General features: G+C 70.4%; 29 protein-coding genes. 6 read left to right on the top strand and 23 right to left on the bottom strand.

What is annotated here, in order from left to right:
* Window positions 1-171: 171 nt before the first annotated feature.
* From ASC54_RS13050 to ASC54_RS06045, 10 genes are all read right to left on the bottom strand, one after another.
* Complete coding sequence (locus ASC54_RS13050) at window positions 172-315, bottom strand: GPGG-motif small membrane protein (RefSeq protein ID WP_200932273.1); 144 nt, start codon at window positions 313-315, stop codon at window positions 172-174.
* 160 nt (window positions 316-475) lie between these two features.
* Complete coding sequence (locus tag ASC54_RS06085; RefSeq protein WP_055897364.1) at window positions 476-1,069, bottom strand: GNAT family N-acetyltransferase; 594 nt, start codon at window positions 1,067-1,069, stop codon at window positions 476-478.
* Between the two features lie 66 nt (window positions 1,070-1,135).
* Window positions 1,136-4,162, bottom strand: a complete 3,027-nt coding sequence (locus ASC54_RS06080) for a glycoside hydrolase family 38 C-terminal domain-containing protein (protein ID WP_055897361.1) — start codon at window positions 4,160-4,162, stop codon at window positions 1,136-1,138.
* 20 nt (window positions 4,163-4,182) lie between these two features.
* The gene (locus tag ASC54_RS06075; RefSeq protein WP_055856364.1) at window positions 4,183-5,052 is read right to left on the bottom strand and encodes a carbohydrate ABC transporter permease; all 870 of its coding nucleotides are present in this window, start codon (window positions 5,050-5,052) and stop codon (window positions 4,183-4,185) included.
* On the bottom strand, window positions 5,049-5,897 hold the full coding sequence (locus tag ASC54_RS06070; protein ID WP_082514891.1) for a carbohydrate ABC transporter permease: 849 nt from the start codon (window positions 5,895-5,897) through the stop codon (window positions 5,049-5,051). Before ASC54_RS06070 ends, ASC54_RS06075 begins: the two co-directional genes overlap by 4 nt.
* Before the next feature lie 151 nt (window positions 5,898-6,048).
* Window positions 6,049-7,413 carry an extracellular solute-binding protein gene (locus tag ASC54_RS06065; RefSeq protein ID WP_055897358.1) on the bottom strand — a complete coding sequence of 455 codons (1,365 nt, stop codon included), beginning with the start codon at window positions 7,411-7,413 and terminating at the stop codon, window positions 6,049-6,051.
* A 90-nt stretch (window positions 7,414-7,503) separates the two neighbouring features.
* On the bottom strand, window positions 7,504-8,718 hold the full coding sequence (locus ASC54_RS06060; RefSeq protein WP_055859025.1) for an ROK family transcriptional regulator: 1,215 nt from the start codon (window positions 8,716-8,718) through the stop codon (window positions 7,504-7,506).
* Between the two features lie 127 nt (window positions 8,719-8,845).
* Complete coding sequence (locus ASC54_RS12975) at window positions 8,846-9,520, bottom strand: DUF2461 domain-containing protein (protein WP_055897355.1); 675 nt, start codon at window positions 9,518-9,520, stop codon at window positions 8,846-8,848.
* Window positions 9,517-10,083, bottom strand: coding sequence for a hypothetical protein (locus ASC54_RS12970; protein ID WP_055897352.1), 567 nt, complete (start codon window positions 10,081-10,083; stop codon window positions 9,517-9,519). The genes ASC54_RS12975 and ASC54_RS12970 overlap by 4 nt, the downstream gene beginning before the upstream one ends.
* Before the next feature lie 38 nt (window positions 10,084-10,121).
* Window positions 10,122-10,550 (bottom strand): DUF1761 domain-containing protein, encoded by a 429-nt coding sequence (locus tag ASC54_RS06045; protein ID WP_055897349.1) that lies wholly within the window; start codon window positions 10,548-10,550, stop codon window positions 10,122-10,124.
* An 83-nt stretch (window positions 10,551-10,633) separates the two neighbouring features.
* Here ASC54_RS06045 and ASC54_RS06040 point away from each other — a divergent pair, with 83 nt between their 5' ends.
* Window positions 10,634-11,284, top strand: coding sequence for a DUF6518 family protein (locus ASC54_RS06040; protein WP_055897347.1), 651 nt, complete (start codon window positions 10,634-10,636; stop codon window positions 11,282-11,284).
* Between the two features lie 66 nt (window positions 11,285-11,350).
* On the opposite strand, the gene ASC54_RS06035 is transcribed toward ASC54_RS06040, so the two are convergent.
* From ASC54_RS06035 to ASC54_RS06015, 5 genes are read right to left on the bottom strand one after another with little or no spacing between them, the layout of a single operon-like run.
* On the bottom strand, window positions 11,351-11,890 hold the full coding sequence (locus ASC54_RS06035) for a DUF1697 domain-containing protein (protein WP_055897346.1): 540 nt from the start codon (window positions 11,888-11,890) through the stop codon (window positions 11,351-11,353).
* Window positions 11,883-12,425, bottom strand: coding sequence for a GNAT family N-acetyltransferase (locus tag ASC54_RS06030; protein WP_055897344.1), 543 nt, complete (start codon window positions 12,423-12,425; stop codon window positions 11,883-11,885). Before ASC54_RS06030 ends, ASC54_RS06035 begins: the two co-directional genes overlap by 8 nt.
* Window positions 12,426-12,767, bottom strand: coding sequence for a DUF4190 domain-containing protein (locus tag ASC54_RS06025; RefSeq protein ID WP_055897341.1), 342 nt, complete (start codon window positions 12,765-12,767; stop codon window positions 12,426-12,428).
* Window positions 12,768-12,816: 49 nt separating this feature from the next.
* Window positions 12,817-13,272, bottom strand: coding sequence for an NUDIX domain-containing protein (locus ASC54_RS06020; RefSeq protein WP_055897339.1), 456 nt, complete (start codon window positions 13,270-13,272; stop codon window positions 12,817-12,819).
* Window positions 13,265-13,891 carry a dihydrofolate reductase family protein gene (locus ASC54_RS06015; RefSeq protein WP_055897335.1) on the bottom strand — a complete coding sequence of 209 codons (627 nt, stop codon included), beginning with the start codon at window positions 13,889-13,891 and terminating at the stop codon, window positions 13,265-13,267. The genes ASC54_RS06020 and ASC54_RS06015 overlap by 8 nt, the downstream gene beginning before the upstream one ends.
* 44 nt (window positions 13,892-13,935) lie before the next feature.
* Here ASC54_RS06015 and ASC54_RS06010 point away from each other — a divergent pair, with 44 nt between their 5' ends.
* The 3 genes from ASC54_RS06010 to ASC54_RS13270 all read left to right on the top strand — a co-directional run bounded on the left by ASC54_RS06010 (window position 13,936) and on the right by ASC54_RS13270 (window position 15,915).
* A complete protein-coding gene (locus ASC54_RS06010; RefSeq protein WP_055897332.1) occupies window positions 13,936-14,511 on the top strand; it encodes a 1-acyl-sn-glycerol-3-phosphate acyltransferase in 576 nt (191 codons plus the stop codon).
* Between the two features lie 235 nt (window positions 14,512-14,746).
* Window positions 14,747-15,361: a DUF5343 domain-containing protein gene (locus ASC54_RS12785; protein WP_156376741.1), complete on the top strand. Its 615-nt coding sequence runs from the start codon at window positions 14,747-14,749 to the stop codon at window positions 15,359-15,361.
* Complete coding sequence (locus ASC54_RS13270; RefSeq protein WP_162242497.1) at window positions 15,358-15,915, top strand: Swt1 family HEPN domain-containing protein; 558 nt, start codon at window positions 15,358-15,360, stop codon at window positions 15,913-15,915. The genes ASC54_RS12785 and ASC54_RS13270 overlap by 4 nt, the downstream gene beginning before the upstream one ends.
* A 134-nt stretch (window positions 15,916-16,049) precedes the next feature.
* On the opposite strand, the gene ASC54_RS12780 is transcribed toward ASC54_RS13270, so the two are convergent.
* Entirely contained in the window at window positions 16,050-16,862 is an 813-nt protein-coding gene (locus ASC54_RS12780) for a hypothetical protein (RefSeq protein WP_156376740.1), read from the bottom strand.
* 47 nt (window positions 16,863-16,909) lie between these two features.
* The gene (ychF, locus tag ASC54_RS06000) at window positions 16,910-17,983 is read right to left on the bottom strand and encodes a redox-regulated ATPase YchF (RefSeq protein WP_055897326.1); all 1,074 of its coding nucleotides are present in this window, start codon (window positions 17,981-17,983) and stop codon (window positions 16,910-16,912) included.
* Between the two features lie 80 nt (window positions 17,984-18,063).
* Here ychF and ASC54_RS05995 point away from each other — a divergent pair, with 80 nt between their 5' ends.
* The gene (locus tag ASC54_RS05995) at window positions 18,064-19,905 is read left to right on the top strand and encodes a gamma-glutamyltransferase family protein (protein WP_055897323.1); all 1,842 of its coding nucleotides are present in this window, start codon (window positions 18,064-18,066) and stop codon (window positions 19,903-19,905) included.
* Window positions 19,906-20,042: 137 nt separating this feature from the next.
* Here ASC54_RS05995 and ASC54_RS05990 read toward each other — a convergent pair whose 3' ends face one another.
* From ASC54_RS05990 to ASC54_RS05975, 4 genes are read right to left on the bottom strand one after another with little or no spacing between them, the layout of a single operon-like run.
* The gene (locus tag ASC54_RS05990) at window positions 20,043-20,555 is read right to left on the bottom strand and encodes a metallophosphoesterase (protein WP_055856407.1); all 513 of its coding nucleotides are present in this window, start codon (window positions 20,553-20,555) and stop codon (window positions 20,043-20,045) included.
* Window positions 20,552-21,010: a GNAT family acetyltransferase gene (locus ASC54_RS05985; RefSeq protein WP_055856409.1), complete on the bottom strand. Its 459-nt coding sequence runs from the start codon at window positions 21,008-21,010 to the stop codon at window positions 20,552-20,554. The genes ASC54_RS05990 and ASC54_RS05985 overlap by 4 nt, the downstream gene beginning before the upstream one ends.
* A gap of 22 nt (window positions 21,011-21,032) precedes the next feature.
* Window positions 21,033-22,091: an LLM class flavin-dependent oxidoreductase gene (locus ASC54_RS05980; RefSeq protein WP_082514959.1), complete on the bottom strand. Its 1,059-nt coding sequence runs from the start codon at window positions 22,089-22,091 to the stop codon at window positions 21,033-21,035.
* A gap of 28 nt (window positions 22,092-22,119) precedes the next feature.
* On the bottom strand, window positions 22,120-23,142 hold the full coding sequence (locus tag ASC54_RS05975) for a DMT family transporter (RefSeq protein ID WP_055897317.1): 1,023 nt from the start codon (window positions 23,140-23,142) through the stop codon (window positions 22,120-22,122).
* A gap of 106 nt (window positions 23,143-23,248) precedes the next feature.
* Here ASC54_RS05975 and ASC54_RS05970 point away from each other — a divergent pair, with 106 nt between their 5' ends.
* Window positions 23,249-23,863: an exonuclease domain-containing protein gene (locus tag ASC54_RS05970; RefSeq protein ID WP_055897314.1), complete on the top strand. Its 615-nt coding sequence runs from the start codon at window positions 23,249-23,251 to the stop codon at window positions 23,861-23,863.
* A 33-nt stretch (window positions 23,864-23,896) separates the two neighbouring features.
* On the opposite strand, the gene ASC54_RS12775 is transcribed toward ASC54_RS05970, so the two are convergent.
* Together ASC54_RS12775 and ASC54_RS05960 are read right to left on the bottom strand one after the other, a co-directional pair.
* Window positions 23,897-24,442, bottom strand: coding sequence for a hypothetical protein (locus ASC54_RS12775; protein ID WP_156376739.1), 546 nt, complete (start codon window positions 24,440-24,442; stop codon window positions 23,897-23,899).
* 67 nt (window positions 24,443-24,509) lie between these two features.
* Window positions 24,510-25,061 carry an OsmC family protein gene (locus tag ASC54_RS05960; RefSeq protein ID WP_082514887.1) on the bottom strand — a complete coding sequence of 184 codons (552 nt, stop codon included), beginning with the start codon at window positions 25,059-25,061 and terminating at the stop codon, window positions 24,510-24,512.
* Window positions 25,062-25,117: the final 56 nt, after the last annotated feature.

Below are 25,117 nucleotides of genomic sequence, written 5' to 3'. Positions count from 1 at the left end.
CGAGAGCGGCCGGTCAGGGCCGAAGGTCCCGAGCCGAGCATCCGCTCGCAGGGATGGAGCCCGGACATGCCGAGAGGCGGGCCGCGTCCGCGGCACCGCCTCTCGGGGTGCGGCGCCCGGGGGCGCCGTGATCCTGATCACATCGGGGGCTCAGGGCCTAGCCACGTCCGATCAAGTGAAGATGCTGACGCCACCGGGGCCGACGAGCAGACCGAGAACGATCAGCACGATGCCCCACAGCATCTGACCGCGGACGAGCGTGACGATTCCCGCGATGACGAGGATGGCCGCGATGATCCAGAGAAGTGTTGCCATGGTGGTGCCTCCTTCCGGTCGCGGATCGCGCCCCGGCTCGTGCCGTGACCTCCGACGACCTGTCGGTATGGGCTGACGCTAACGGTCAGCGCGAGAGAGCGAGAAGGGGGTTGACGACGGACCGAAGTGCTGACATGGATTCGCGGAGCCGCCCGCGACGTCAGGGGCGCTGCAGGCTCAGCCAGCGCTCCGTGACGCGGAACCCCACTGCTCGGATCATGCCGAGGCTCCGGGCGTTCTGCGAGGCCCCGCCCGCGGTGAAGGCGCGCTCGCCCGCGGCGATCGCGCCGAGCATCCACGCCGCGACGACGGCGGCGCCGATGCCGCGACCGCGCTGATCGGGGGCGACGACCACGAAGTCGTTGTCGCCGGCCGAGCCCACGCAGACGCCGACGAGTCGGTCGCCGTCGAGCGCGCCGAACGCGCGGCGACCGCGGCGGGCCCAGTCGTGCACGTCGGCCGCCGAGACGGGAGCGTGGACGGTCGCGGGCGTCGTCGGCACGTCGGCCCAGCTCTCGGCGTCGAGGGCCTCGATCGCGGGAGCGTCGCGCGGGGCGAGCTCGCGGAGCTCGAGCCCGGAGCCGCGGGCGGACGCCACGAAGCCGCGCAGGCGCTCGAGCAGAGCCGCCGTGTCGGCGCCCCCGTCGATCACGAGCTCGGCGCCCCATGACTCGCCGACCACCTCGAAGCCGTCACCGAGGAGCCCCGGGAGGTCGGGATCGGTGTCTTGCAGGACGTGGGTCTCGAGGAGCACGGAGTCGAGACTATGTCGAACCTCCGACAACGGTCGCGGGGCTCGCGGCCGGAGCGTCACACGCCGTCACACCGCCGACGCGTCGAGGCGGATGCGCAGGGTGACGATCTCGAAGGGCCGCAGCAGCAGCACGATCTCCTCGTCCGGGGCGAACGCGTCGCGCCGGTCGCCGCGCTCGCGCTCCAGCAGGTCGACGCACTGGGCCTCGCCGCGGCGGGCGTCGACCACGACGGCGGTCGTGGTCGACGCGCCGCTCGCCTCGTAGATCCGGACGATGAGATCGCCCGATCGATCGTCGGCGAGCTTCACGGTCTCGATGACGGCCGAGCCTCCCTCCAGCCGGACGAGGGGCGCGACCGGCGTCGCGCCGCGCAGGGCGCGAGGCGGACGGCTCCGTCGGTAGCCCTCGGCGACCGCGTCGGAGATCGAGCGGGTCGGCCGGAGCGAGAGCGCGAAATCGTGCTCGCCCCGATCGGCGTCGGGGTCGGGGAAGGTCGCCGCCCGCAGCAGCGAAGCCCGCAGGAGCGTGCCGACGCCGCGACCGTCCCGATCGAGACGCTGGATGTCCCACCCGTACGCGCTGGCGTTGGCGACGACGAGCCCCTGCCCGGGCTCCTCGACTTGGACCCAGCGGTGGGCGACCGTCTCGAACCGCGCCGCGTCCCACGAGGTGTTGGCGTGGGTCGGCCGATGGACGTGGCCGAACTGGGTCTCGGAGGAGGCGCGATCGGCGAGGATGCCGACGGGCAGCGCGAGCTTCAGGATCATGCGGTCCTCGCGCCAGTCGACGTGCACGTCGAGGTCGAGCGCCGCGCCGTCGGGCGACAGCGAGATCCGCTGCTCGATCGTGGACGCCCCCGCGGTGAGCAGCAGGACGACCGCCTCGCCTTCGATCTCGCACGAGACGACGTCATCGACCTCGCGACCGGTGCGCCGGTAGTTCTCGTCGAGATCCCAGGCGTCCCACTGCGCGGGGCGGTCGCGGAAGAGCTGGAAGCGGTTCGCCGGCTCTCCCGCCACGATCAGCTCGCGCCCGCTGGTCAGGTCGACGAACGAGACGATGCGCCCGCCCCGATCGATCACGACGCGGAGCGTGTCGCTCTCGAGCACGAATCCCCCGTCGTCCGCGCGCCCGACGGCCCGGCCGAGGGCGTCGGAGCGGGTGCCGAGGTCGGACTCCACGATCGCGAAGGCCGCCGGATCGCAGGGCGAGGAGATCGCCCGCAGCTCGCGGTCGCCCTCCCCGGCCAGCGCGGCCACGGAGGCGTCGATGAGGGATTCGAGCGAGCGGCGCACCTGCGCGTAGCGCTCCTCCGCCTCCTCGTGCACCCACGAGATCGACGTGCCGGGAAGGATGTCGTGGAACTGCTGCAGGAGGACGATGCGCCAGGCCGCGTCGAGCTCCTCGTGCGGGTAGGGGGCGCCGGAGCGCACCGCGGCGGTCGCCGCCCAGAGCTCCGCCTCGTGCAGGAGCGCCTCGCTGCGGCGGTTGCCCTGCTTGGTCTCGGCCTGCGAGGTGAACACGCCGCGATGCAGCTCGAGATAGAGCTCCCCCGACCAGACGGGCGGGCGAGCGATCTCCTGGCGCGCCTCGTCGAAGAACGCGGCGGGCGTGGAGAACTCCACGCGCGGCGAGCCCTCCAGGTCGCCCTTGCGTCGACCCAGAGCGATCATCTCCCGCGTCGGGCCGCCGCCGCCGTCGCCCCAGCCGAAGGGCACGATCGAGCTCGATCCCACCGCCTTCTCGGCGTACTGCCGCTCGGCCTTGGCGAGATCGGCAGCTCCGAGATCGCTCATGTAGCTGTCGACCGGCGGGAAGTGGGTGAGGATGCGCGAGCCGTCGATGCCCTCCCACGAGAAGGTGTGGTGCGGCATCCGATTGGTGTCGTTCCACGAGATCTTCTGCGTCACGAAACCGGTCGCCCCCACGCCGAGGAAGATCTGCGGCAGCGCGGCCGAGAAGCCGAACGAGTCGGGGAGCCAGACGATGTCGCTCTCGACCCCGAAGGCCTCGCGGAAGAACCGCGACCCGAGCAGGAACTGCCGGATCATCGACTCACCGCCGATCATCGTGGCGTCGGACTCGACCCACATCCCGCCCACCGGGATGATCCGGCCGGAGTCGACCGCCGTGCGCAGCCGCTCGAACAGCTCCGGGTAGTGCTGCTGCACCCACGCGTACTGCTGGGCCGAGGAGGCCACGAAGCGGAAGTCGGGGTCTCGGTCGATGAGGTCGAGCACGTTGGAGAGCGTGCGGGCGAACTTCCGCACGGTCTCCCGCGTGGGCCAGAGCCACGCCGAGTCGATGTGGGCGTGCCCCACGGCGTGGACGCGATGCGCGCTCGCGTGGGCGGGCCGCCCGAGCTCCACCGCGAGCACCTCCCGCGCCCGGTCGACGTCGGCGGCCACGTCGTCGGGGTCGACGAGGTCGACCACGCGCGCGAGCGCCTCCACGATGCGCCGCCGACGCGGCTGCTCGTCCGGCAGCTGGCCGACGAGGTCCCACAGGGCGGTGGCGTCGTGCCAGAGCTCGGTGACCCGGACGTCTCGCCGGACGAGGTCGACGCGTCGCAGCACGTAGAGCAGGGCATCCCCCGCCGTATCGCGGTGGCCGAGAGGCGTCGCCCGGAAGCTGAAGTCGTCGGCGATGTTCGGGTTCGCCGCGGCCTCGATGAGCAGATCGACCGCGCCCGCGTGCGGCAGGGGAACGAAGCGGTTGAGCGGCTCGAGGCCCTTGAGCATGCGGCCCGAGGCGTCGTACACGATGCCCTCGGCCTGGAAGCCGGGCAGCCGCGACGAGTACCCCAGATCGACCTCGAGCTCGACCTCGTGGCGCCCGTCCGCGCCGGACCACTCCGCGGGCACCTCGCCGGTGACGCGGAACCAGACCGTGTCCCACGCCCTGCCCCACTCCGACCCGACGGCGAACGGGGCGAAGGGGCGCGCGACGGCCTCGGCGAACGGGATGGGCTCCCCGTCGACCACCGACGCCGTCACCGCGAGCGGGATGCGCTCGGCGATGCGCTGCGGGCCGAGGACGTCGCGCAGGAAGCGCTCGATGCGACCGTCGGTGGTCAGGCGGTGCTCGTGCACGGTGGTCCTTCCGGGTGGGGTCAGCCCTTGACCGAGCCGGCCAGGGCGAACGACCCGCCGATCAGTCTCGAGGCGAGGATGTACAGGATGACGACGGGCAGCGAGTAGAGCAGCGAGAAGGCAGCGAGCTGACCGTAGGCGATCGAGCCGAACTGTCCGAAGAAGGTGTAGATGCTCGTCGCCGCGGGCTGCTTGCTCGGCGAGTAGAGCAGGACGAACGGCACGAAGAAGTTGCCCCACGCCTGCAGGAAGACGAAGACGAACACCACGGCGATGCCCGGGCGCATGAGCGGCACGACGATCATCCGCAGCGCGCGCATCGCGGAGGCGCCGTCGATCCACGCCGCCTCCTCGAGAGTGACAGGAACGGCATCCATGAAGCTCTTCGTCATGAACACCGCCATCGGCAGCGACGACGCGACCAGGAAGAGGATCGTGCCGGGCATCGAGTCGAGGAGGTCGAGCACGACGAAGAGGCTGTAGACCGGCACCATGATCGCCGTGATCGGGAGGCAGGTGCCGAACAGGACCCCGTACATGACGCCCCGATGGAAGCGCGAGCGATAGCGCGACAGCGGATACGCCGCGAGCAGCGCGACGAGCACCGTGATCGCGGCCGTCGCGGTCGACAGCAGCAGGCTGTTGCCCAGCGGCACGAACGTCGTCTGCGGGGTCAGGACCGCGGCGAAGTTGTCCAGCGACAGCTCCTGCGGCAGTCGGGTCTCGTAGGTGGCTCTCGCGTCGAAGGCCGCGAGCAGCAGCCAGGCGAGCGGCAGCAGGAAGGCCGCGGTGACGAGCACGAGCGCCGCGGTCGACAGCCCGCGGGAGACCGATCGACGCGGGGAGGCCACCGACACCGGTCGAGGGGCGCGGGCGACGGCGGCCGTCATCGGTCGGCCTCCGCCCGGTTGAGGATGCGGATGTAGACGATCGAAAAGACGGCCCCGATCACGAGCATGACGGTCGCGATCGCGGTGCCGAACGCGATGCTGCCGAAGCGGAACGCCTCCTGGTAGGCGTACACCGGCAGGGTCGCGCTCGCATTGCCGGGGCCGCCGGCTGTCATGACGTAGATGAGGGTGAAGACCGACAGCGTCTGCAGGGTGACGAGCATGAGGTTCGTAGCGATCGTGCCGCGCAGCAGAGGGACGGTGACGCGCACCAGCCGCTGCCAGCCGTTCGCCCCGTCGATCTGCGCGGCCTCGGTGAGCTCCGGCGGCACCTCGCTGAGGGCCGCCCGGTAGACGAGCATCGAGAAGGCGGTGCCGCGCCACACGTTGGCGAGCACGATCGTGAGCATGGGGACGGTGAACAGCCAGTTGTCGCCTTCGAGCCCGATGACCGCCAGCAGCTGGTTGAGCGTGCCGTCACGCGAGAAGAACGCGTAAGCGACGAACGCGGCGACGATCTCCGGCAGCACCCAGGCGCCGATCACCGCGCCGCTCGCGATCGTCGCGACCCGGCGATCGGCCCGCGTCATGGCGAAGGCGACGAGGAAGCCCAGCACGTTCTGCCCGACGACGGCGGACAGGACCGTGAAGACGACGGTCAGCCACAGCGAGAGCGGGAAGTCGGGATCGGCGAGGAGCCGCTCGTAGTTCGCGAGCCCCACCCAGTCGGGCGAGGTCGCGGAGGCTCCGGTGAGGGTCGCGTTCGTCAGCGACCCGACGATCGACCAGACGATGGGACCGAGCAGGAAGACCGCGAGCAGCAGGAGTGCGGGAAGAAGAGGCATCGTCCGGGCGGCGAGCCGAGAGGCTCGCCGCCCGAACGGGCTGTCGCGGCGTCCGAAGGTACCGGACGGACGCTGCGACGACGATGCGGTTGCCGTCACCGGGCTGCTGCCCGGCTGCACCGGTGGGGCGGTGCCGCATCGAGGTCTGGGGTCATCTCTCGATGATGCCGTCTGCGCCGACGATCGACTCGACGTCGCGGTCGTACGCCGCGGCGGCCTCCTCGGGGGTCGACTGACCGGTCATCACCGCCTCGGTCGCGTTCTGGACCGCGGCGGAGATCTGGTTGTAGTCGCTCGTCGCCGGGCGGAAGTTCGTGATCTCCACGAGCTCCGTGACCGCGCCGACGAAGGGATTCGACTCCAGGTAGCTCGGCTCCGCCGCGACGTCCGCGCGCACCGCGATCTGCGAGTTCTCGGTGACGTAGGACAGCGAGTTCTCCTTGCTCAGAGCCATGGTGAGGAACTCGAAGGCGAGGTCGGGGATCTCGGACGCAGCGCCGACCGCGAGCGTCCATCCGCCGGACATGCTGACGCCCTCGCCGTCCCCGTTCTTCGTCGGGAACGCCGTGGCGCCCATCTGATCGGCGTACTCGGGCCACTCGAACGACCCGCCCTCGACCCAGAACGACGGCGTGTAGGAGCCCTCGATCGTGGCGCCGAGGCGACCCTCCGGGAAGAGCTCGCCGAACACCGACTGCCACACGTTCGGGTCGAGCGCCTGGTCGGCGGGGAGCGAGTAGCCCTCGGAGTAGACGGTGTCGACGAACTCGAGCGCGTCGACGAAGCCCTCGGAGCCGACGACCCACTTGCCCGACTCGGAGTCGAAGAGAGCGTCGCCGCCGAGCTCGGTGCCGTAGAGGAGCTGGTAGAAGCCCTGCATGTTCGAGCCCTCACCGGTGCCGGTGCCCGAGTACAGCATGAAGGGCACGGCCTCGGGGTCGGAGGTCTGCACGGCCTCGGCCATATCGAGGACGTCCTGCCAGGTCTCGGGCTCCCACGGGGTCGGGATGCCGGCTGCCTCGAGCACGGGGATGCTGTACCAGAGGGCGCGCGTGTCGGTGCCCAGGGAGACGGCGTAGGTCGAGCCGTCGGTGCCGAGGCCCGCGGTACGCGCGGCCTCGCTGAACTGGCCCCAGTCCTCCCACTCGGCGAGGTAGTCGTCGAGCGCCAGCAGGTAGCCGGCCTCGGCGTCGGCGCGGATCGTGGTCGTGTCCTGGTAGAACACATCGGGCGCGGTCTCGGCCGAGCGGTGCGAGAGGGCCAGGCGGGTCTTGTAGTCCTCATCGGGAGCGGAGACGGGCTGGAGCTCCACGGTGACGCCGGGGTTCGCATCCTCGAACTCGGTCTTGACCGTCTGGAACAGGGTGTCGAGCGCGGTGAAGGCATCCGTGCGGATGTAGGAGACGGTGAGGGTCTGGTCGTCGGACTCCTCCCCCGCGGCGGAGCAGCCGGCGACGCCGATGAGGGCTCCCGTGACGACGAGGGCGGTGGTGGTCGTGCGAAGGGTGCGCCTCATGCTGTGCTCCTTTGCTCGGCATGGCGGAGGGGGACCGAGCACTGACCCGCAGCCCGATCACGATAAGTAAATCGAATGGAGTAATCCGCGTCAAGCGAGAATCGCCGGAAGCATCAGCGAGCGCGTCTGCGGCGAGAGCGTGCGATCGAGGATGAGCGCCGCGGCCCCGATCGCCGCGACGTCGTCGCCGAGCGCGGACGTCCCGACACCGAGCGGGTGGATGCCGCGCGCCGCGCGGAGCCCCTCGAGCTCCACGGGCACCGTCGACATCATGAGCGCGCTGATGGGGGTGAGGAACGGGCCGCCGAGGACGACGCGGTCCACGTCGAGGAGATTGGTCATCACCGCCAGCAGTCGTGCGAACCTCATCGCCGCGCGCTCCAGCACGAGGACCGCCAGGGGGTCGCCGCTCCCGGCCTCCGCCGCCAGCAGCGTGAAGGCGCCGTCGATCGCCTCGGTGTCGGTGGCGCCGCGGTCGGCGGAGCGCCCGCCGAGCCCCCACCACTCCCGCACCAGCGCCTCAGGCGTGCACGTCACGGCGACGCAGCCGCGCGACCCGCAGGTGCACTCCGGACCGCCCGGGTCGACCACGATGTGCCCGACCTCCCCCGCGTTGTCCGCGCTCCCCCGCACGACCTCGCCGTCGACGACGATGCCCGCTCCGATGCCCGTGCCGACGTACAGGAACACGAACGAGCCGCTCCCCGCGCCGCTCGCCGCCGCCCACTTCTCGGCGACGGCGGCCGCCGTGACGTCCTTGTCGACGACGACCTCCATGCCCGAGCGGAGCCGCAGCTCGTCCCGCACCGCGACCCGGTGCCAGCCTTGGAGGTTAGGCGGCCCGACGAGCGCGCCCGCGACGGGGTCGATCGGACCGGGCGCCGCGACGCCCAGGCCGGCGAGCCGGCTCCGGTCGATGCCCGAGTCGATGAGGAGCCGCTCGGCGGTCGCGGCGATCGCGTCGATCACCTCGTCCGGGCGCTGCTGCAGCGGCGTGCCGATCCGCTCGCGCGCGATGACCGACCCCGCGAGATCGAGGAGGACGACCGTCGTCACCGTGGGGTCGAGGTGCGCGCCGAGAGCGAAGCGCCCGCCCGGGTTCAGCCTCAGGATCGTGCGGGGCTTCCCCGGCCCGCTCACCTCCTTGCCCGCCTCCGAGATCAGGTCGGCGTCGAGGAGTCGACGGCTGATGTTGGACACCGTCTGGGCGGAGAGCCCCGTCGCCTCCGCGAGCTCGACCCGGCTCAGCCCCTGCGGCGCGCGTCGCACCGCCTCGAGGATGACCGACTGGTTGAAGTCGCCCATCGCGGGCAGGTTGGTCCCGCGCCGTCCGCCGGCGCCGTCGAGCGGCAGCGCGCGCAGAGCCCCGTCGCCGACCATACGTGCACCCTAGCGGGCGAGCCCGCGCGCGTGAGCGGGCCGCCCGCTCGCGTCAGCGGGCCGCCTCGACGGGCGCGGGCAGATTCTCGGCGAGCCACGTGTTCCACTCGCCGACGACGCGCCAGCCCGCGCGCACGCGGTCGACGAGCTCGGGCCCGGTCATCCAGTCGGCGGGGTCGTGCTCGGCGGCGACGGCCAGGCGCTTCAGGCGAAGCAGATGGATCTTCGGGTGGTCGGCGCGGTAGCCGCGGGGGGCGGTGGCGAGGGCATCCGCCGTCATGATCGCGAAGCCGCGCTCGGCGGCCTCGTCCAGCGTGGCCTCGAGATCGCCGACGAGACGGTTGTCGTCGCAGATCTCTCGGAATCGCGCGAGCTGCTCGCGGCTCGGCTGGTACTCACCGCCGGCGAGCATGAGCCCGTGCTGCGAGACCTGCAGGTAGTACGTGCCGGCGGAGCGGTCGGCGCTCACGAGCCCGAGGTGGTCCTTGTAGGGGCGCTTGTCGGCGCTGAATCGCACATCCTTGTAGGGCCGGAAGATCTTCAGCGGCCCGAACTCGCCGCCGAGCGCGTCGACGAGCCGCTCGACCGGGGCCTTCACCCGCTCGTCGTAGCGCGTCTTGTTGGCGAGCCACCACTCGCGGTCCTGGTTCTGCTCGAGCTCGGCGTAGAAGGCGAAGACGTCGGGGTCGAGGCCTGTCGCGGGGGCTGGGCCGGTCGATTCGGTCACGGATGCTCGCTCTCGGCTCGCGCGGCGACGAGGGCTCCGCGCGCGAGGTCGACGCGCTCGGCGAGGTAGGCCGCGATGGGGCGCAGCGCGCTGTCCGGGGCGGTCGGGATCCAGCGGACGAGGACCTCGAGTTCGCCGGATTCGGTCTCGCGCAGGACGAGCGGGCCCCGCTCGGCGCGCATCGCCTCCGGGTCGTCGAGCGGGATTGCGCGGGAGTCGAGCACGAGGGTCTCGCCCTCGTCGAACCCGGAGTCGAGAGCCGTCTGCCGGAGGGCGCGGCGCTCCTGGGCGCTCGCCGACTGGTGCCCGGGCAGTACCTGCCGGCTCGCGCGCACGATTCGACCCGGATCGAGCACGTCTCCGTCTCGCGTGGCGATGAGGGCGCCGAGGAGGAATCCCTCGCCGGTGCGGCGGAGCTTCTCGCGCACCGGGATGAACCCGAGAGCGCGGTGCGCCGGCGCGAGGACGGCGATCTGCTCGGGGCGCGCACCCGCGGCGGCAAGCTCGGCGACGGCCTCGGCGAGCGCGGCTCGAGCGGCGGCGAGCGCGCGGGGAGCATCCACCCGCTCATCGTGCCGGATGCGGCTGGGTGCGCGCGACGTCAGCCGATCAGGCCGACGACGAGGCCCGCGAGCGTCAGACCGACGACGTCGCCGCCGACCTCGATCGCCCAGACCCGGAACCCGTCGCCGCCGAAGAGCCGGTGCGAGAGCGAGCTCGCCGCGACGAGCCCGATGCCGAGCAGCAGGCCGCCGAGTGCGCCGCCGAGCGGCCCGACGGGGTCGCCCGTCGCCTGAGCGACGAACGCGAGCACGATGGCGAGCGCGAGCACCTGCACGAGCGCGCCGAGCGCGGTCATGCCGAACACGACCGCCATGCCGTGCGAGCCCTGCGGCTCGGCGGGGTCGAGGCCCTTCGCGCGCATCCACGCGGGGTAGAAGGTCTTCGGGCCGAACCAGATGGCGCCGGTGACGAAGTAGACGACGAAGCCGGCGAGGACGCCCAGCCAGTTGAGCTCGGTGAGGAACATGGGGGAACCGTACTCCCGCACGGGGGCGAGCGGGATGCCCGGTCGCGAGCGTGTCGCCGACGCGAGCCGCTCTAGACTTCGGTGTGCCCGAAACGTCTGCCCGAGCATCCGCCGCCTCGCGCACGAGCCGTCTCGGTCTGGTCGTTCGGAGCATGCTCGTGGCGCTCGCCGCGCTCGTGCTCGGCGGGCTCACGAGCCCCGCGCAGGGCGCCCTGCCGGATGCCCTGTCGTCGTTCGCGAACTCGGCCGGCGGCTGGACGCTGCTGACCTTCGCCATCGTCTGGGCTGTGCGCACGCCGCTGTGGCTGTCGGCCGTGCTCGGCGCGGTCGGCTTCGTGCTGCTCGTCGAGGGCTATCGCCTCGTCTCGGAGTGGCGCGGCTACGACTACGGCGAGCCGTTCACGGGCATGTTCACGATCATCGGCGTGCTCGCCGGGCCGATCGTGGGGGCGGCGGCGGTGCTCGTCCGGCACCCGAATCCGCTGTGGCGGGGCATCGCCATCGCGCCGGTTGCGGCGGTGCTCATCGGCGAGGGGATCTTCGGGCTCACCGTCGTCGGCGACACGACATCGCCCGTGTACTGGACCGTGCAGATGGTCATTGGCGTCGCGCTGACGCTCCTGGTCGTCCTCAGACCGCGGATGCCCGTGCCGATCGCCGCCCTCACCGTCGGTCTCATCGTGGCCGGGTCGCTGGCCTTCATCGGCTTCTTCCTGCTGCTCGGGTTCCTGTAGGGCTGGCCAGCCGGCGGGGGCGCGGATCGCGACCTGTCAGGTCAGATCAGATCAGGCCAGGTCAGGTCAGGTCGCGAGCGCGCGCAGTCGCTCCACGAGTTCGGCGATCGTCCGCGCGTTGCGGGCCGTCGCGACGACGCTCAGCCGTCGCTCGAGCACGGCGGCTCCGAGCTTGGCGGTGCGGGAGGCGTCGGCGAAGCGCATCCACGCCGACGACTCGTCGATGACGTGCTCGTCGCCCGTCCAGTCGGTGGCGCGCACCGCGGCGAGCGCCGCGGCATCCGGTCGCTCGTCCCACACGGCGAGGTGCACGCGAACCGGGTCGACGTCGGGCCACGGGTTCGACGCGGCGAGCGACTCGAGCTCGGCGAGCGTGCGCACGATCACGGGGATCTCGAGCCCCGTCTGAGCGCGGATGCTCGCCGCGACCCGCGCGCCGACCGCAGCAGGGTCTCCCGAGGCCACGAGCACGTTGCCCGACTGCAGGTAGTGGCGCACGGGCACGCCGAGCTCGGCCTCGAGCGCTTCGGCGAGCGGACGCTGCGGCACCTTGTTGCGCGCCCCGAGATTGACGGCGCGCAGGAGGGCGACGCAGGGGTCAGGCACTGTTCACCTCCGCTGTCGTGCCGACCGATGCTCCCGCGAGGTCGAGCGACATGACGCGACTGTCGTAGGTCTTGCCCTCCCAGTGGATCGATTCGCGGCCCTCGAACCCCCACCGGTTGCACATCGCGCGCAGGTGCTCCGCCGGCTCAGCGGTGTCGAGGCCGAGTCGCTCCGCCCCGCGGGCGCGGGCCTCCCGTACGCACCGCTCGAACAGCGCGCGGCCCCACCCGGCGCCTCGGTGATCGGGGTGCACCGCGAGCTGGTTGAGCCACGCAGTGCGCGGTGCCGCGGCCGTGAGGCTGAGCGCGCGCAGCGGCGACGAGGGCGGGATTGCGAGCGTGACCGTCGCGGCGAGGCGGCCACCGGCTTCCGCCACCCAGGTCGAGCCGCTGTTGATGCGCCGCGCGGTCACCTCATAGCTCTGGTCGACCGCCGTGAAGTTGAGGCCGGCCGCGCCGAGCTCGGCGTACGCCGCGTGGAGCAGGCGGGTGAGCCTCGGAATATCGCCGACCTCGACGGGACGCAGCTGGAGCACTCAGGCCCCGGTGGCGGCGAAGACCGTGAAGAAGGTCGCGAAGATCGACACGAACGTGCCGAGCCACGCGATGAGGAAGAGCGCGATGAACGCGGTGAAGACGCCGCCGACGATCGTGCCGGCGAGCGCGAGGCCGCTGCCCGACTCCCCCGACTGGGCGATCTGCCGCTGGGCGATGATGCCGAGGACGAGCCCCGCGGGCGGGGCGATGAAGGCCGCGACGAGGGCGAGGATCGCGAGGACGTTCGTCGGCGGGGCGGTGGACGCGACCGGAGCACCGAGCGGCGGCGCGGCCGCCGGTGTCTGCTGCGCCGGGCCGTGGTCGGGCGGGAGATCCGTCATGCGGAGATTCTGTCAGGACCAAGGGCGGGCCGAGGATGCCTTTGCCGCATCAGCCGCGCCCGAGGTCGAGCTGACCGAGGCGCGCCCCGAAGCCGGCGCTCAGCACGTGGCCGTGCTCGATCGGGAGCCACCAGCACGTCCACCGCGCTCCGGCCCCGCTGCCGGACGGGGAGAACTCGCCTGCCGCCCACCGCTCGGGCAGGTCGGCGTCGGCGGGTTCGAGCTGGAAGAAGTGGCGCTCGTGAATCTCCGGTCGGGACGGGCTGATGTCGTAGTGCTCGATACCGAGCTCCTTCACGACGCGCGTCTCGACGCCGGTTTCCTCGAGCACTTCGCGCGCTGCAGCATCGCGCGGCTCCTCGCCACGTTCGATCGAGCCAGCGGGCACCTGGATGCCGGCTTCCTCGAGGGGCACGTCGTCGTGGGTGAAGACGAGCAGTCGGTCGTCACGGAGCACGTAGCCGACGACTTTGCGCACAAGGTTCCGCTCGGTCGCGTCAGGCATCGACAGCACTCGCGGGCTCGACCGCCCAGCGCATGAGCACCTGCCCGGCCTCGGCCCAGGTCTCGGTGCCGAGCAGCCTCAGCGAGACCGGTGGCCGGTTGTCGAAGAGGGCGACCCCGCCTCCGGCGATGAGCGGGAACGTGACGAGGTGCAGCTCATCGACCAGCCCTGCGTGCATGAGGTCGTTCCAGAGACGGCGGCCCAGGATGACCAGGATGCCGCGGCCGTCGAGCTGCTTCAGGCGAGTGACCTCGGCGCGGGCATCCGCCACCGACACGATGCGGGTGTTCGGATGCGGCGCGAGATCCTCTTCGGTGATCGTGTCGGAGACGACGACCTTCTCGATCGCCTCGATGAGCTCGGCGAACTCGCGCCTGATGGGGGTCGCGTGCGGGTCGTCGCGCACGCCCTTCCAGTAGCCGAGGTTGCCGAGCGTCGACTGACGGCCCGAGAGCAGCAGGGTGTCGGACGAGCGGACGAGACCGGCGTTGTAGTGGTCGAAGTGGTCGGCGGCGCGGTAGTCGGCGTGCAGGTGCTCGAAGAACGATGCGATGTCGTGGTCGTCGTCCTCGTAGCGGCCGTCGATCGTGACGAAGTTGCAGACGGTGAGGGTGCGCATGCGGCGACGCTATCGCTGCAGGACCCTCGGCATACGCTTGAGTCATGCTCCTGCGCCGCCTCGCCTCCCGTGCGTTCTGGGCCGTCAGCCCGTGGCGCCTCGAGACCGAAACCGCCCCGGACCGCCCGACCCTGCTCATCGGGGCGCCGCACACGTCGAACTGGGACTTCGTGTTCATGCTCGCCATCACGTGGAAGCTCGACATCCACATCAAGTGGCTCGGCAAGAAGAGCCTGTTCCGCGGGTGGAGGGGGCCGCTGATGCTGCGCCTCGGTGGTATCCCGGTCGATCGGGAGGCGCCCGGCCGTGTGGTGTCGGAGGTCGTCGAGCGGATGCGCTCCGGCGAGGTGTTCAGCCTCGTCGTCACACCGGACGGCACGCGCTCGGGGCACACGCACTGGAAGTCTGGCTTTTACCGGATCGCGCGCGAGACCGGCCTGCCCGTGACCCTCGGGTACGTCGACCGGACCACGATGACCACCGGCCTCGGGCCGACGTTCGAGCTCACCGGCGATGTGGCGGCCGACATGGAGCGGATCCGCGGGTACTACGCCGACAAGTCGGGCTACCACCCGAAGAACCGCGTCGAGCCGCGGCTGCGGGAGGAACCCGCTGTATAGGACATAACCACGGGGTGGCATGCAACCACATTCCGGGTTTCGCGCCCCGGAGATCGGCCCTTTGTTCCGCATCGCCAACCCATCGCAGGGCGCTCTCCACTTTCCGGTGCCATCTGTGTCATCACCCCCATCTACTGTCGAGCTCTCCGACTCCGGGCCGGCCGACTACAAATTGCGATACGATCAAAGGCAGAGATAGAGTGCGCAATCCTCACACTCGGGGTATTCTGCGGACATGTCCGTCCCGACTTCGTACCTCACTTCCACTAAGAACACGGCAGCAATATTCGATGCGATTCAGCGCGCCGGTGTTCCCGAAAAGTTCTCATACGAATTCCTGAAACAGCTCGGATACGCGAGTTCAGGCGATCGTCCAATGATTCCGGTTCTGAAATCCCTTGGATTTCTGAATGACGCCGCGACACCCACAGATCGATATAGGCGCTACAAAGACAAATCAGTAGCCAAAACGTCCCTTGCACAGGGCATCCGTGAAGCCTACGCCGACGTTTTTGCGATTGACACCGAAGCATATAGAAAGTCCTCTTCGCAACTCACGGGCGTGTTCGGCCGACTGTCGGACAAGGGCGACTCGATAAGCGCCAAGATGGCACTGACGTTCACCGCATTGTGCTCGCTCGCCGACTTCACAAGTGGCGGGGCAACGCCAACCTCGGAGAGGACGAATGACCAGGTACTTGTTGAGGCAGCGTCCACCGAGACGCCGCACCCGGTCGGGTCCGTCGGCGGACTCACACTCCGACATGACGTGCATGTACACCTGCCGCTAACCACTGACGTGGCCGTTTATGACGCCATATTCAAATCTCTGAAGTCTCACTTGTCATGAACAGCTCGTCCACTGAGCTGCAAGCTTTCCTATTTAGAGCGCTGAACGTAAACCGAGCAACCAACGTCACCGAGGCGATCCGGAATGCAGACCGCCCAAGTACGATCGCAAACTTTTCCGAAGCTTCTCGAGCTCAGGCAGGCTTCATGGGAGATGTCTATGAGTTGTTGTACTGCCTGGAGAACTCAATTCGAGAGCTGATCGAGTCAACCTTGCGCGATGCGCTAGGAGCCGAAACCTGGTGGTCGATCGGTGTAGATCCCACAATTAGGAAGAGTGCCGAAAGACGTCGCGATGACGACGCTCGGTCGCGATGGCACGGGCCTCGGGGCAATTCCCTGCTCTCGTATGTCGATTTTCCTCAGTACGCGGACATAATCTTGTCCCAATGGCCTCACTTCGAAGGTCTGCTGGGAGATCAAGCGTGGGTCAAATACTATTTTGAGGAGCTGAACCGAACTCGTCGCGCTCTTGCCCACACTGGACGCTTGACGGAAGCCGATGTGGAACGGATGGAAGTGCGAGTCAGGGACTGGCTTCGAGTAGTGGGCTGACCTCACTGTCGGCGCCTACCTCGGATGCGCTCGTACACGGGTACCAAAACAGCGCCGAGCAGAATGGCATTTGTGTCCGCCCGGACACAATAAGCTTCATCAGCCTATTCTTGCGGACAGGACTCACACGGCGTCTACACACCGAACGCTTCGAAGAAGAACCGCTGCTCGTCTGTCGGCACCTCGTCGGGCCTGAGTAGCTGAAAAAGGTGGACTCCGTTTCCCTGCAATCGCAATAGGCTCGGGTTTATATCCGCCACGCCCATGATGTAAGAACTGTCCGCCGAGACTATTAGGTCCAGACCTACCATCTGGTAAAGCTCGAACAGCACGCCGACTGTAGCTGCCGGCAATGATTCGCTGCCCCTGAAGTCAAGGGACCTCACCCGCGAAAGTTCTTGACTCCCCAGAATACCTACAATCACGAGTTGTCGGTAGGTAAGCAGCTTTGCCAGATTCAAGATATGATTCAGATGGCTTGGATCCAAATTCGTCGCAAACGCCGCGTTGGCGTAAAAACGCGCTAGCAGTTCGACCTTTCGTTCTTCGTAGGCATCCCGGGCGGCAAGGAACGTTCCCTCTAGCAACTCTTCGGCTTCTGAGCGCAGTTGCCTCTGTGCACGACGTTCACGCCGACTGAAAAAGCCGGGCTCCCGTAGAGGAGTTCCGGCGTTTAGCCTTTCCGCGATCAGGCGGTGGGCGAGGATAAGGCACGTGCCTACTCGCTCCCTTTCCATATCAGTGGACAAACGAACCGCTATGTGCCCGACGGCACCCTTTATTCCCTCCTGAAGTAGCGCGCCTGAACCGCCCCCCAAGGCGGCCCCCTCCGGGCCCCCGACCAGGAATCCCAAAAGCGCGCCGGCGGCAACGCCGGTTGCTCCCGACCCAGCTGCCACTAGTTGCACGACGGCCGAGTTCTGGCCCGTCCCTTCGAATGCGTTCAAGGCAACCTCCGCGTGCGTTCGGGTGAGAATCTAGGAGCCGGGGCTCACTACACGTTGAAGCGGAACTCGACCACGTCGCCGTCCTGCATGACGTAGTCCTTGCCCTCGATGCGGGCCTTGCCCTTCGAGCGGGCCTCGGCGACCGAGCCGCACGCGACGAGGTCGTCGAACGAGATGACCTCCGCCTTGATGAAGCCCTTCTCGAAGTCGGTGTGGATCACGCCGGCCGCCTGCGGAGCCTTCCAGCCCTTGCCGATCGTCCAGGCGCGCGACTCCTTGGGGCCCGCAGTGAGGTAGGTCTGCAGGCCGAGCGTGTCGAAGCCGATGCGGGCGAGCTGGTGCAGCCCGCTCTCGGTCTGCCCGGTCGAGGCCAGGAGCTCCGCAGCATCTGAAGCGTCGAGCCCGATGAGCTCGCTCTCGATCTTGGCGTCGAGGAAGACGGCCTTCGCGGGCGCGACGAGCGCGGCGAGCTCGTCCATGCGCGCAGCGTCGCCGAGCACGCCCTCGTCGACGTTGAACACGTAGATGAACGGCTTCGCACTGAGGAGGCCGAGCTCGCGGATCGGCGCGGCGTCGAAGCCCGCCGCCGAGAGGGTGGTGCCCGCGGAGAGCAGCGCGTGAGCATCCTGCGCCACCTGCAGCACCGAGGGGTCGAGCTTCTTGCCCTTGACCTCCTTCTCGTAGCGCGGGATCGCCTTCTCGAGCGTCTGCAGGTCGGCGAGCATGAGCTCGGTGTTGATGGTCTCCATGTCGCCGGCGGGGTCGACCTTGCCGCCGACGTGCACGACGTCATCGTCGGTGAAGGCGCGCACGACCTGCGCGATCGCATCCGACTCGCGGATGTTCGCGAGGAACTGGTTGCCGAGCCCCTCGCCCTCGCTCGCGCCCTTCACGATGCCGGCGATGTCGACGAACGACACCGTCGCGGGCAGGATGCGCTCGCTGCCGAAGATGCCGGCGAGCACCTGCAGGCGCTCATCGGGCAGCTCGACGATGCCGACGTTGGGCTCGATCGTCGCGAACGGGTAGTTCGCCGCGAGCACGTCGTTCTCGGTGAGCGCGTTGAAGAGGGTGGACTTGCCGACGTTGGGCAGGCCGACGATGCCGATAGAGAGAGCCACGATCCACCAGCCTACCGGCGGGGCGCGGCGCGCCCGCCGTCGCAGCATTCGATGAGGGATGCCCGGGCTAGCCTCGAAGGATGACCACCGTCGATGCTGGCTCCGCCTTCACCCCTCCGCTCGCCGATCGCACGCGCCCCGAGCTGCGCGGCACCTTCGGCATGGCGGCGAGCACCCACTGGCTCGCCACCGCGACCGCCCAGTCGGTGCTCGAGCGCGGCGGTACCGCGATCGACGCGGCCGTCGCGTGCGCGTTCGTGCTGCACGTCGTCGAGCCGCACCTCAACGGGCCGGGCGGCGATCTCACGGGGCTCATCGCGCCCGCGGGCGAGGCGCCGATCGTGCTCGCGGGGCAGGGCGCGGCGCCCGCGGGCGCGACGATCTCGCACTACCGGTCTCTCGGTCTCGACGAGGTTCCGGGCGCGGGCCCGCTCGCGGCCGCCGTGCCCGGCTCGGTCGTCACGTGGCTGACCCTGCTCGCCGAGCGCGGAACGTGGGAGCTGCGCGACGTGCTCTCCCCCGCCTTGCGCTACGCGGCCGAGGGCCACCCCGTGCATGAGAACGTGGTGCGCACGATCCGCGCGGTCGCGCCGCTGTTCGACGAGCACTGGCCGACGTCGAAGGCGCAGTGGATGCCCGGCGGCGAGGTGCCCGAGGCGGGCGATCTGATCCGCAACGAGGCGTGGGCCGGGGTGCTGAGGCGACTGATCGCGGCCGGCGAGTCGACCGGCTCGCGCGAGGACCGCATCCATGCCGCGATCGGAATGTGGCAGCACGGCTTCGTCGCCGAGGCGATCGAGGAGTTCGTGCGGACCCCCGTGCGGCACTCGACGGGCGGCGACCACGCGGGCGTCATCACCGCGGCCGACGTCGCGGCGTTCGCGCCAGCGGAGGAGGAGCCGGTCATGCTCGCCTTCCGCGGGGTCGACGTCGTGAAGGCCGGGGCGTGGACGCAGGGGCCCGCCCTGCTCATGGCGCTGGGCATCCTCGAGGCGCGCGCCGCGACGCACGGAGACGGCGTGCTCGACCCGTCGACCGAGCTCGGAGTGCACACGATCGTCGAGGCTCTCAAGCTCGCGCTGGCCGACCGCGACGCGTGGTTCGCCGACGCGGCGGCGGTCGAGGTGCCGCTCGCAGACCTTCTGTCGTCGTCGTACCTGGCCTCGCGGGCCGAGCTGATCGGCGACGAGGCCTCGCGCGAGGTGCGACCCGGCAGCCCCGGCGGCCGTACGCCGTGGATGCCCCCGGTCGTCGACCACGCCGCCGCCGTCGCGGGCGGCGCGGCCTCGCCGTCGGGCGCGGGCGAGCCGACGATCGACCGCAGCGGCCGCTCCCGCGGCGACACGTGCCACCTCGACGTCGTCGACCAGTGGGGCACGCTCGTGTCGGTGACTCCCTCGGGCGGATGGCTGCAGTCCTCCCCCACGATCCCCAGCCTCGGCTTCTGCCTCGGCACGCGCGCCCAGATGATGTGGCTCGACCCGGCGTCTCCGTCGCGGCTCGAGCCGGGCATCCGCCCCCGATCGACGCTCTCGCCGACGATGCTCGCGGTCGCCGGTGAAGCGTTCGAGGCGCTCGGCACGCCCGGTGGCGACCAGCAGGACCAGTGGCAGCTGCTCTACCTGCTGCGCCGCATCGTCGGCGGCTACGAGCCGCAGCAGGCGATCGATGCGCCGATGTTCCACACGGACGCGATGGTGGCGTCGTTCCAGCCGCGCACGGTGCAGGTCGCGTCGCTCACGGTCGAGTCGCGGCTCGGCGACGACGTGATCGAGGGGCTGCGCGCGCGGGGGCACGCGGTCAGCGTCGTCGGGCCGTGGACGCTCGGACGCATGAGCTGCGTCGGCATCGACCGCTCGCGCGGGTGGATGTACGCGGCGTCGAACTCGCGCGGGGCGCAGGGGTACGCGGCCGGGCGATAGGGCGGGCTGACTAGATCGAGCCAGCGCAGGCTTGCAGGCGCGAGCATGAGCGGCTTTGGTGACGACGAGCGCGATCACCGGAGCTCTTCGTCATCAAACCCGCTCTTCGTCGAACCGCGGGGCGCGGCCGGGCGCGGCTAGCGCGGCGTCTGCACCAGCTCGACGCCGCGCACGGCCCCGCCGGAGACCTCGAGCGTCATGACCGTGCCGACGGGCTGCCGCCGCCGATCGGTCGGCGAACCCGGGTTGAGCAGGCGCACGCCGCCGGGCGTCGTCGAATCCCACGGGATGTGCGAGTGGCCGAAGACGAGCACGTCGGCTTCGAGCTCCGATGCCGGGCCGAAGCGGACGTCGCACCGTGCCTCGCGACCCGCGGCCGCCCCGGTCTCGTGGATCACCGCGATGCGCACGCCCTCGACCTCGACGCGCGCGACCTCGCCGAGCCGCGCCCGCAGCTCGGGGCCGTCGTTGTTGCCCGCGACGCCGACGAGCCTCCGGGCGCGCGCCGACAGCGCGTCGAGCGTCGCGAGGTCGACCCAGTCGCCGGCGTGGATGACGAGGTCGGCCTCGTCGACGAGCCGCCAGACCTGATCCTGCAGCGCCTTGGCTCGCACGGGCAGATGCGTATCGCTCAGCAGAAGGAGCTTCACGTCGCCGCCGGCGGCTCGTCGATGATCAGCCGCTTGCCCATGTCGATCGTCTCGTCGACCGTGTAGCCGAGGTGCCGGTAGAAGCCCGCGACGGCGTCATTGCCCGCTCGGATCTGCAGGTTGATCTTCGGGCATCCGCGGCGCAGCAGCTCCGCCTCGGCATGTTCGACGAGGGCGCGCCCGGCGCCCGTCCCCCGTGCAGCTGTCGACGTCGCGAGGTAGTTGAGCCAGCCGCGGTGGCCGTCGTACCCGGCCATGACGGCGCCGACGATCTCTCCGTCGGGCCGCGCGGCGACGAAGAAGAGCTCGGGCTGCTCGGCGAGCTTGCGCGCGATGTCGGCGTGCGGGTCGTTCCACGGGCGCAGCAAACCGGCCTCGTCCCACAGCCCAATGACCGCGTGCTCATCCGCGGGGTCGAAGGGACGGATGCTGACGTCGGATGCGGCGCGGCTCACCTCGCCAGCATCCCAGATCGCACTACGCGAGCGACGGCACCGCCGCCCGCACCGCCGGCATGACGTCGCGCGCGAGCGACGCGAGGATGCGCGCGTTGACGTCGACCCCGAGCTGGTTCGGCACCGTCACGAGCAGCGTGTCGGCCGCGAGGACCGCGGCGTCGCGAGAGAGCTCTTTCGCGAGGCGATCGGGCGTGCCGATGTACTGGCGCCCGAACCGCGAGCGAGACCCATCGAGGATGCCGACCTGGTCGCGCTGCTCGGCCTGCCCGTGCAGCCCGAAGTAGTACTCGGTCTCATCGTCGATGAGCGGGATGATGCTGCGGCTCACGGACACCCGCGGCGCACGCTCCCACCCGGCGGCGGCCCACGTCGACCGGAACAGGGCGATCTGCTCGGCCTGCAGCTCATCGAAGGGCACGCCCGTGTCCTCCGTCAGCAGCGTCGAGCTCATGAGGTTCATGCCCTGCTCGGCCGCCCAGACGGCGGTCGCGCGGGTGCCGGCTCCCCACCAGATGCGGTCGGCGAGGCCCGGCGACTGCGGCGTCACCGGCAGCAGCCCGCCCACCCCGACCATCTGCGGGTTCGCGGGAGCCATGCCGGCTCCGGTGAGCGCCTCGCGGAAGACGGCCGTGTGGCGACGCGCCATGTCGGCGTCGGTCTCGTCGGCGCGCACGTCGCCGACCGAGCCCTCACCGGGGACGTGCCCGAAGCCGCGGTACCCGGCGATCGACGTCTCGGGCGACCCCCGGCTGATGCCGAGGTGCAGGCGCCCGCCGCTGATGAGGTCGGTCGCGGCGGCGTTCTCGGCCATCGCGAGCGGGTTCTCGTAGCGCATGTCGATGACGCCCGTGCCGAGCTCGATGCGCGAGGTGCGCGCCGCGGCTGCTGCGAGCATCGGGTAGGGCGAGGAGTAGTTCTTCGCGAAGTGGTGCACGCGGTAGTAGGCGCCGTCGACGCCGGCCTCCTCGGCCGCGACGGCGAGCTCGATGCCCTGCAGGATCGCCTCGCCGCCGGTGCGCGTGAGCGAGCCGGGGACGTTGCTCCAGTTGCCGAACGAGAGGAAGCCGAGTCGCGTCATGCTCATGCGAACGCATGGAGCGCGGGCGCTATTCCGCGCGGTACCGGCCCCGGGCATCCCCCGCGTCGGTCACCGCGTGAGCATCGTGGGGCGACGGATGCCCGTGCCCGACGATCTCGATCGGTGCGGTGTGCGCGGCCCCCGGCTCGCCGGCGCCGTCGGCGTAGAGCGGCGGGTCAGCCGGCACGCGCGGCGGACGCGTCGCGAGGTAGACGCCGACGAGGACGACGAGCCCGCCGACGATCTGCCAGATCGTGACGACGTCGCCGAGGGCAATCGCGATGATCGTCGTGAACACGGGCAGCAGGTTGAGGAAGACGCCCGTCTTCGAGGGGCCGAGGGTCGCGGCGGCGATGTTCCACAGCAGGTAGGCGAGGGCGCTGGGGAAGACGATGATCCAGGCGAGGCCGAACCAGCCGGCGTCGGTCGGCTGCGCGGGCGCGCCGGTGATGAGCAGCAGGGGCAGGAGCACGACGACGCTCAGCGCGACCTGCACGGTCGTCGCCGTGATCGGCGGGGTCGTGAGGCGGCGCGAGACGATGACGTACGCCGTCCACGAGAGGACGGAGCCGACCAGCAGCAGGTCGCCCACCGACACGGAGAAGCCGGCCGAGGCATCCCCCTGCCCCGCGAGCACGACGAGGAGCACGCCGACGATCGACAGCGCGATGCCGACGACGCCGATGCGGGTGACGCGCTCGCCGAGAAGGATGACGGCGGCGATCGTGATCGTGGCCGGGCTCATGGCGCTGATGACGGCGGCGTTGACCGACGAGCTCGTGCCGAGCGCCGCGTAGAGCAGCAGGGTGTATCCGACCATTCCGAGCATCGCTTGCAGCAGGTGCCACTTCCACTCGGCCCACGCGACGCGCCAGTCGGGGCGCTCGAGCCACCAGGCGATGACGAGCAGGAGCGGCAGCGCGCCGAGCCAGCGGTAGGTCGTCAGCTCGACGGGCGTGAACTCGTCGATGAGGCGGGCGCCGAAGATGAAGTTCGTCGCCCAGAACAGCTGCGCGAGGACGGGCGGCGCGAACCGGCGGAGGGAGTGCACGTCACCAGGCTAGAACCGTGCGGGGCCGAACGATGACACGGATGGTGGGCGCATCGGCGCGGCGGTTCGGTGCGGCGCCGTCGGAGGCCCGTGCGACCCTGGAGGGGTGCCGCTGAACTTCACCGCCATCGACTTCGAGACCGCCAACAACCACGCGGCCTCGGCCTGCTCGGTGGGCCTCGTGAAGGTCGCCGACGGCCGCGTGGTCGACAAGACGGGGTGGCTCATCCGGCCGCCGCTCGGCTTCGACCACATGCTCGAGTGGAACACGCGCATCCACGGCATCACCGCCGCTGACATCGTCGACGCCGTTCTGTGGGCCGACCAGCTGGATGCCCTGCTCGAGTTCGTCGACGACGACGCCCTCGTGGCCCACAACGCGGGGTTCGATATGGGCGTGCTGCGCGCCGCGACCGAGGCGAGCGGACTCGAGGTGCCGAGCCTGCGGTACGCCTGCAGCCTGCGCGTCGCCCGTCGCACCTACCACCTCGACTCGTACCGGCTCCCCGTGGCGGCGATGGCCGCGGGCTTCGAGGACTTCGCGCATCACGACGCGCTCGCCGACGCCGAGGCCTGCGCGGCGATCATGGTGCACGCCGCGAAGCGCCACGACGCGGGCGACCTCGATGAGCTCGCCCGCATCACGGGCACGACGATCGGCGCGATCGGAGCGGCTGCCGCGGAGGCCGCGGCGGAGCGCCGCCCCGCCGCGCTCGCTTAGCCGACCGGCCGAGAGCGTCGACTCAGCGTCGGCTCAGCGGCGAGGCTCGTCGTCCAGGCGGATGCCCTCGTGCTGGGCGCCATCCCGACGGACCTCGTCGTGACGGACCTCGTCGTGACGGACCTCGTCGTGACGGACGTCGTCGTGACGGACGTCGTCGTGACGGACGTCGTCGTGACGAACATCGTCGTGACGAACATCCTCGTGACGAGCATCCGCGTGCGCGCCGTCGGCGTGACCGTCGTTCCCGACGATCGTCGCCGCCTCGCGGCTGCGCTCGTCGGCGCGCGCGCGGACCTCCTGCGCCGTGCTCGCGTGCTCCTCGGCGGCCTGGCGGGCCTTCGCGGCGTCGGCTTCGGCGCGGCGTGCCTCCGCCTCGGCCTCCGCGGCGCGCGCCTCGCGGTCTGCGGCGGTGATGCGGTCGCGCTCGGCCTGCGCCTGCAGCTCCTGGGCACGACGGCGCTCCTGCTCCGCGTGCTGCTCCTTGCGCTTGCGCGAGACGACGACGGCGACGACGACCGCGAGGGCCGCGACGACGATGAGGATGACGACGAGGGTGATGATCTGTGACTGATCCATGCGCCGAACGCTAGGCCGGGCATCCGCTCGCCGTGACCCCGTTGACAGACGGGGTCGATCCTGCCCGTCAGCCCTTGCGCACGACCGCGCTCACGGGCGTCGGGTTCGCGAAGAGGTCGAGCACCGGGCAGTGCGCGTCGACGGCGGCCCGCAGCTCGTCGTAGCGCTCGAGCGTCTCGGGCCCGGTGATCGTGATGACGAGCCGGATGTCGCTGAAGCCGGCCCGCACGCTCTCGTCGATGCCGAAGAGTCGCCGCGCATCCAGGTCGCCCTCGGCCGCGATGTCGATCTCGTCGACGCGGATGCCGAGCGCCTGCGCGTACAGGCGGTAGACCACGACCTGGCACGAGATGAGCGCGCCGAGCGCGTACTCGACGGGGCTCGCCGCGACGTCGTCGCCCGCGAGGGCTCCCGGCTCGTCGACGACGAACTCGTGCTTGCCGGCGCGGATGCGCGTCGCGACCGACCCCTCGCCCTCGCCCGAGACGCGGTAGGTGAGCTGCGCGGAGGCCGGCGACGCGGCGATGCGGTCGGTCCACGTGGCGCCGGCGTCGATGAGTCGGGCCGCGCGGTCGTCGGCGGTCGAGAGGGGGACGGAGGGTGCGGTGAGAATCGTCATGCGGGCACGCTAGGCGGATGCCCGCCCCGCGTCACGCGGGCCCGTCACGCGGCGTC

The organism is Yonghaparkia sp. Root332 (assembly GCF_001425665.1).
In the GTDB taxonomy this organism is placed as follows: Bacteria; Actinomycetota; Actinomycetes; order Actinomycetales; family Microbacteriaceae; genus Microcella.
This window is presented reverse-complemented; position numbering and strand designations above follow the sequence as displayed.

What these genes read in the sequence shown, in the direction of transcription:
- ASC54_RS13270 (WP_162242497.1), top strand. Translation starts at nt 15,358, where the DNA reads ATGAACAGCTCGTCCACTGAGCTGCAAGCTTTCCTATTTAGAGCGCTG.
- ASC54_RS06025 (WP_055897341.1), bottom strand. Translation starts at nt 12,767, where the DNA reads ATGACGGATCTCCCGCCCGACCACGGCCCGGCGCAGCAGACACCGGCG.
- ASC54_RS06075 (WP_055856364.1), bottom strand. Translation starts at nt 5,052, where the DNA reads ATGACGGCCGCCGTCGCCCGCGCCCCTCGACCGGTGTCGGTGGCCTCC.
- ASC54_RS06060 (WP_055859025.1), bottom strand. Translation starts at nt 8,718, where the DNA reads ATGGGCGACTTCAACCAGTCGGTCATCCTCGAGGCGGTGCGACGCGCG.
- ASC54_RS06010 (WP_055897332.1), top strand. Translation starts at nt 13,936, where the DNA reads ATGCTCCTGCGCCGCCTCGCCTCCCGTGCGTTCTGGGCCGTCAGCCCG.
- ASC54_RS12785 (WP_156376741.1), top strand. Translation starts at nt 14,747, where the DNA reads ATGTCCGTCCCGACTTCGTACCTCACTTCCACTAAGAACACGGCAGCA.
- ASC54_RS06045 (WP_055897349.1), bottom strand. Translation starts at nt 10,550, where the DNA reads ATGTTCCTCACCGAGCTCAACTGGCTGGGCGTCCTCGCCGGCTTCGTC.
- ASC54_RS06015 (WP_055897335.1), bottom strand. Translation starts at nt 13,891, where the DNA reads ATGCGCACCCTCACCGTCTGCAACTTCGTCACGATCGACGGCCGCTAC.
- ASC54_RS12775 (WP_156376739.1), bottom strand. Translation starts at nt 24,442, where the DNA reads ATGGATCAGTCACAGATCATCACCCTCGTCGTCATCCTCATCGTCGTC.
- ASC54_RS06020 (WP_055897339.1), bottom strand. Translation starts at nt 13,272, where the DNA reads ATGCCTGACGCGACCGAGCGGAACCTTGTGCGCAAAGTCGTCGGCTAC.
- ASC54_RS06070 (WP_082514891.1), bottom strand. Translation starts at nt 5,897, where the DNA reads ATGCCTCTTCTTCCCGCACTCCTGCTGCTCGCGGTCTTCCTGCTCGGT.
- ASC54_RS06065 (WP_055897358.1), bottom strand. Translation starts at nt 7,413, where the DNA reads ATGAGGCGCACCCTTCGCACGACCACCACCGCCCTCGTCGTCACGGGA.
- ASC54_RS05960 (WP_082514887.1), bottom strand. Translation starts at nt 25,061, where the DNA reads ATGACGATTCTCACCGCACCCTCCGTCCCCCTCTCGACCGCCGACGAC.
- ASC54_RS05980 (WP_082514959.1), bottom strand. Translation starts at nt 22,091, where the DNA reads ATGACGCGACTCGGCTTCCTCTCGTTCGGCAACTGGAGCAACGTCCCC.
- ASC54_RS13050 (WP_200932273.1), bottom strand. Translation starts at nt 315, where the DNA reads ATGGCAACACTTCTCTGGATCATCGCGGCCATCCTCGTCATCGCGGGA.
- ASC54_RS05995 (WP_055897323.1), top strand. Translation starts at nt 18,064, where the DNA reads ATGACCACCGTCGATGCTGGCTCCGCCTTCACCCCTCCGCTCGCCGAT.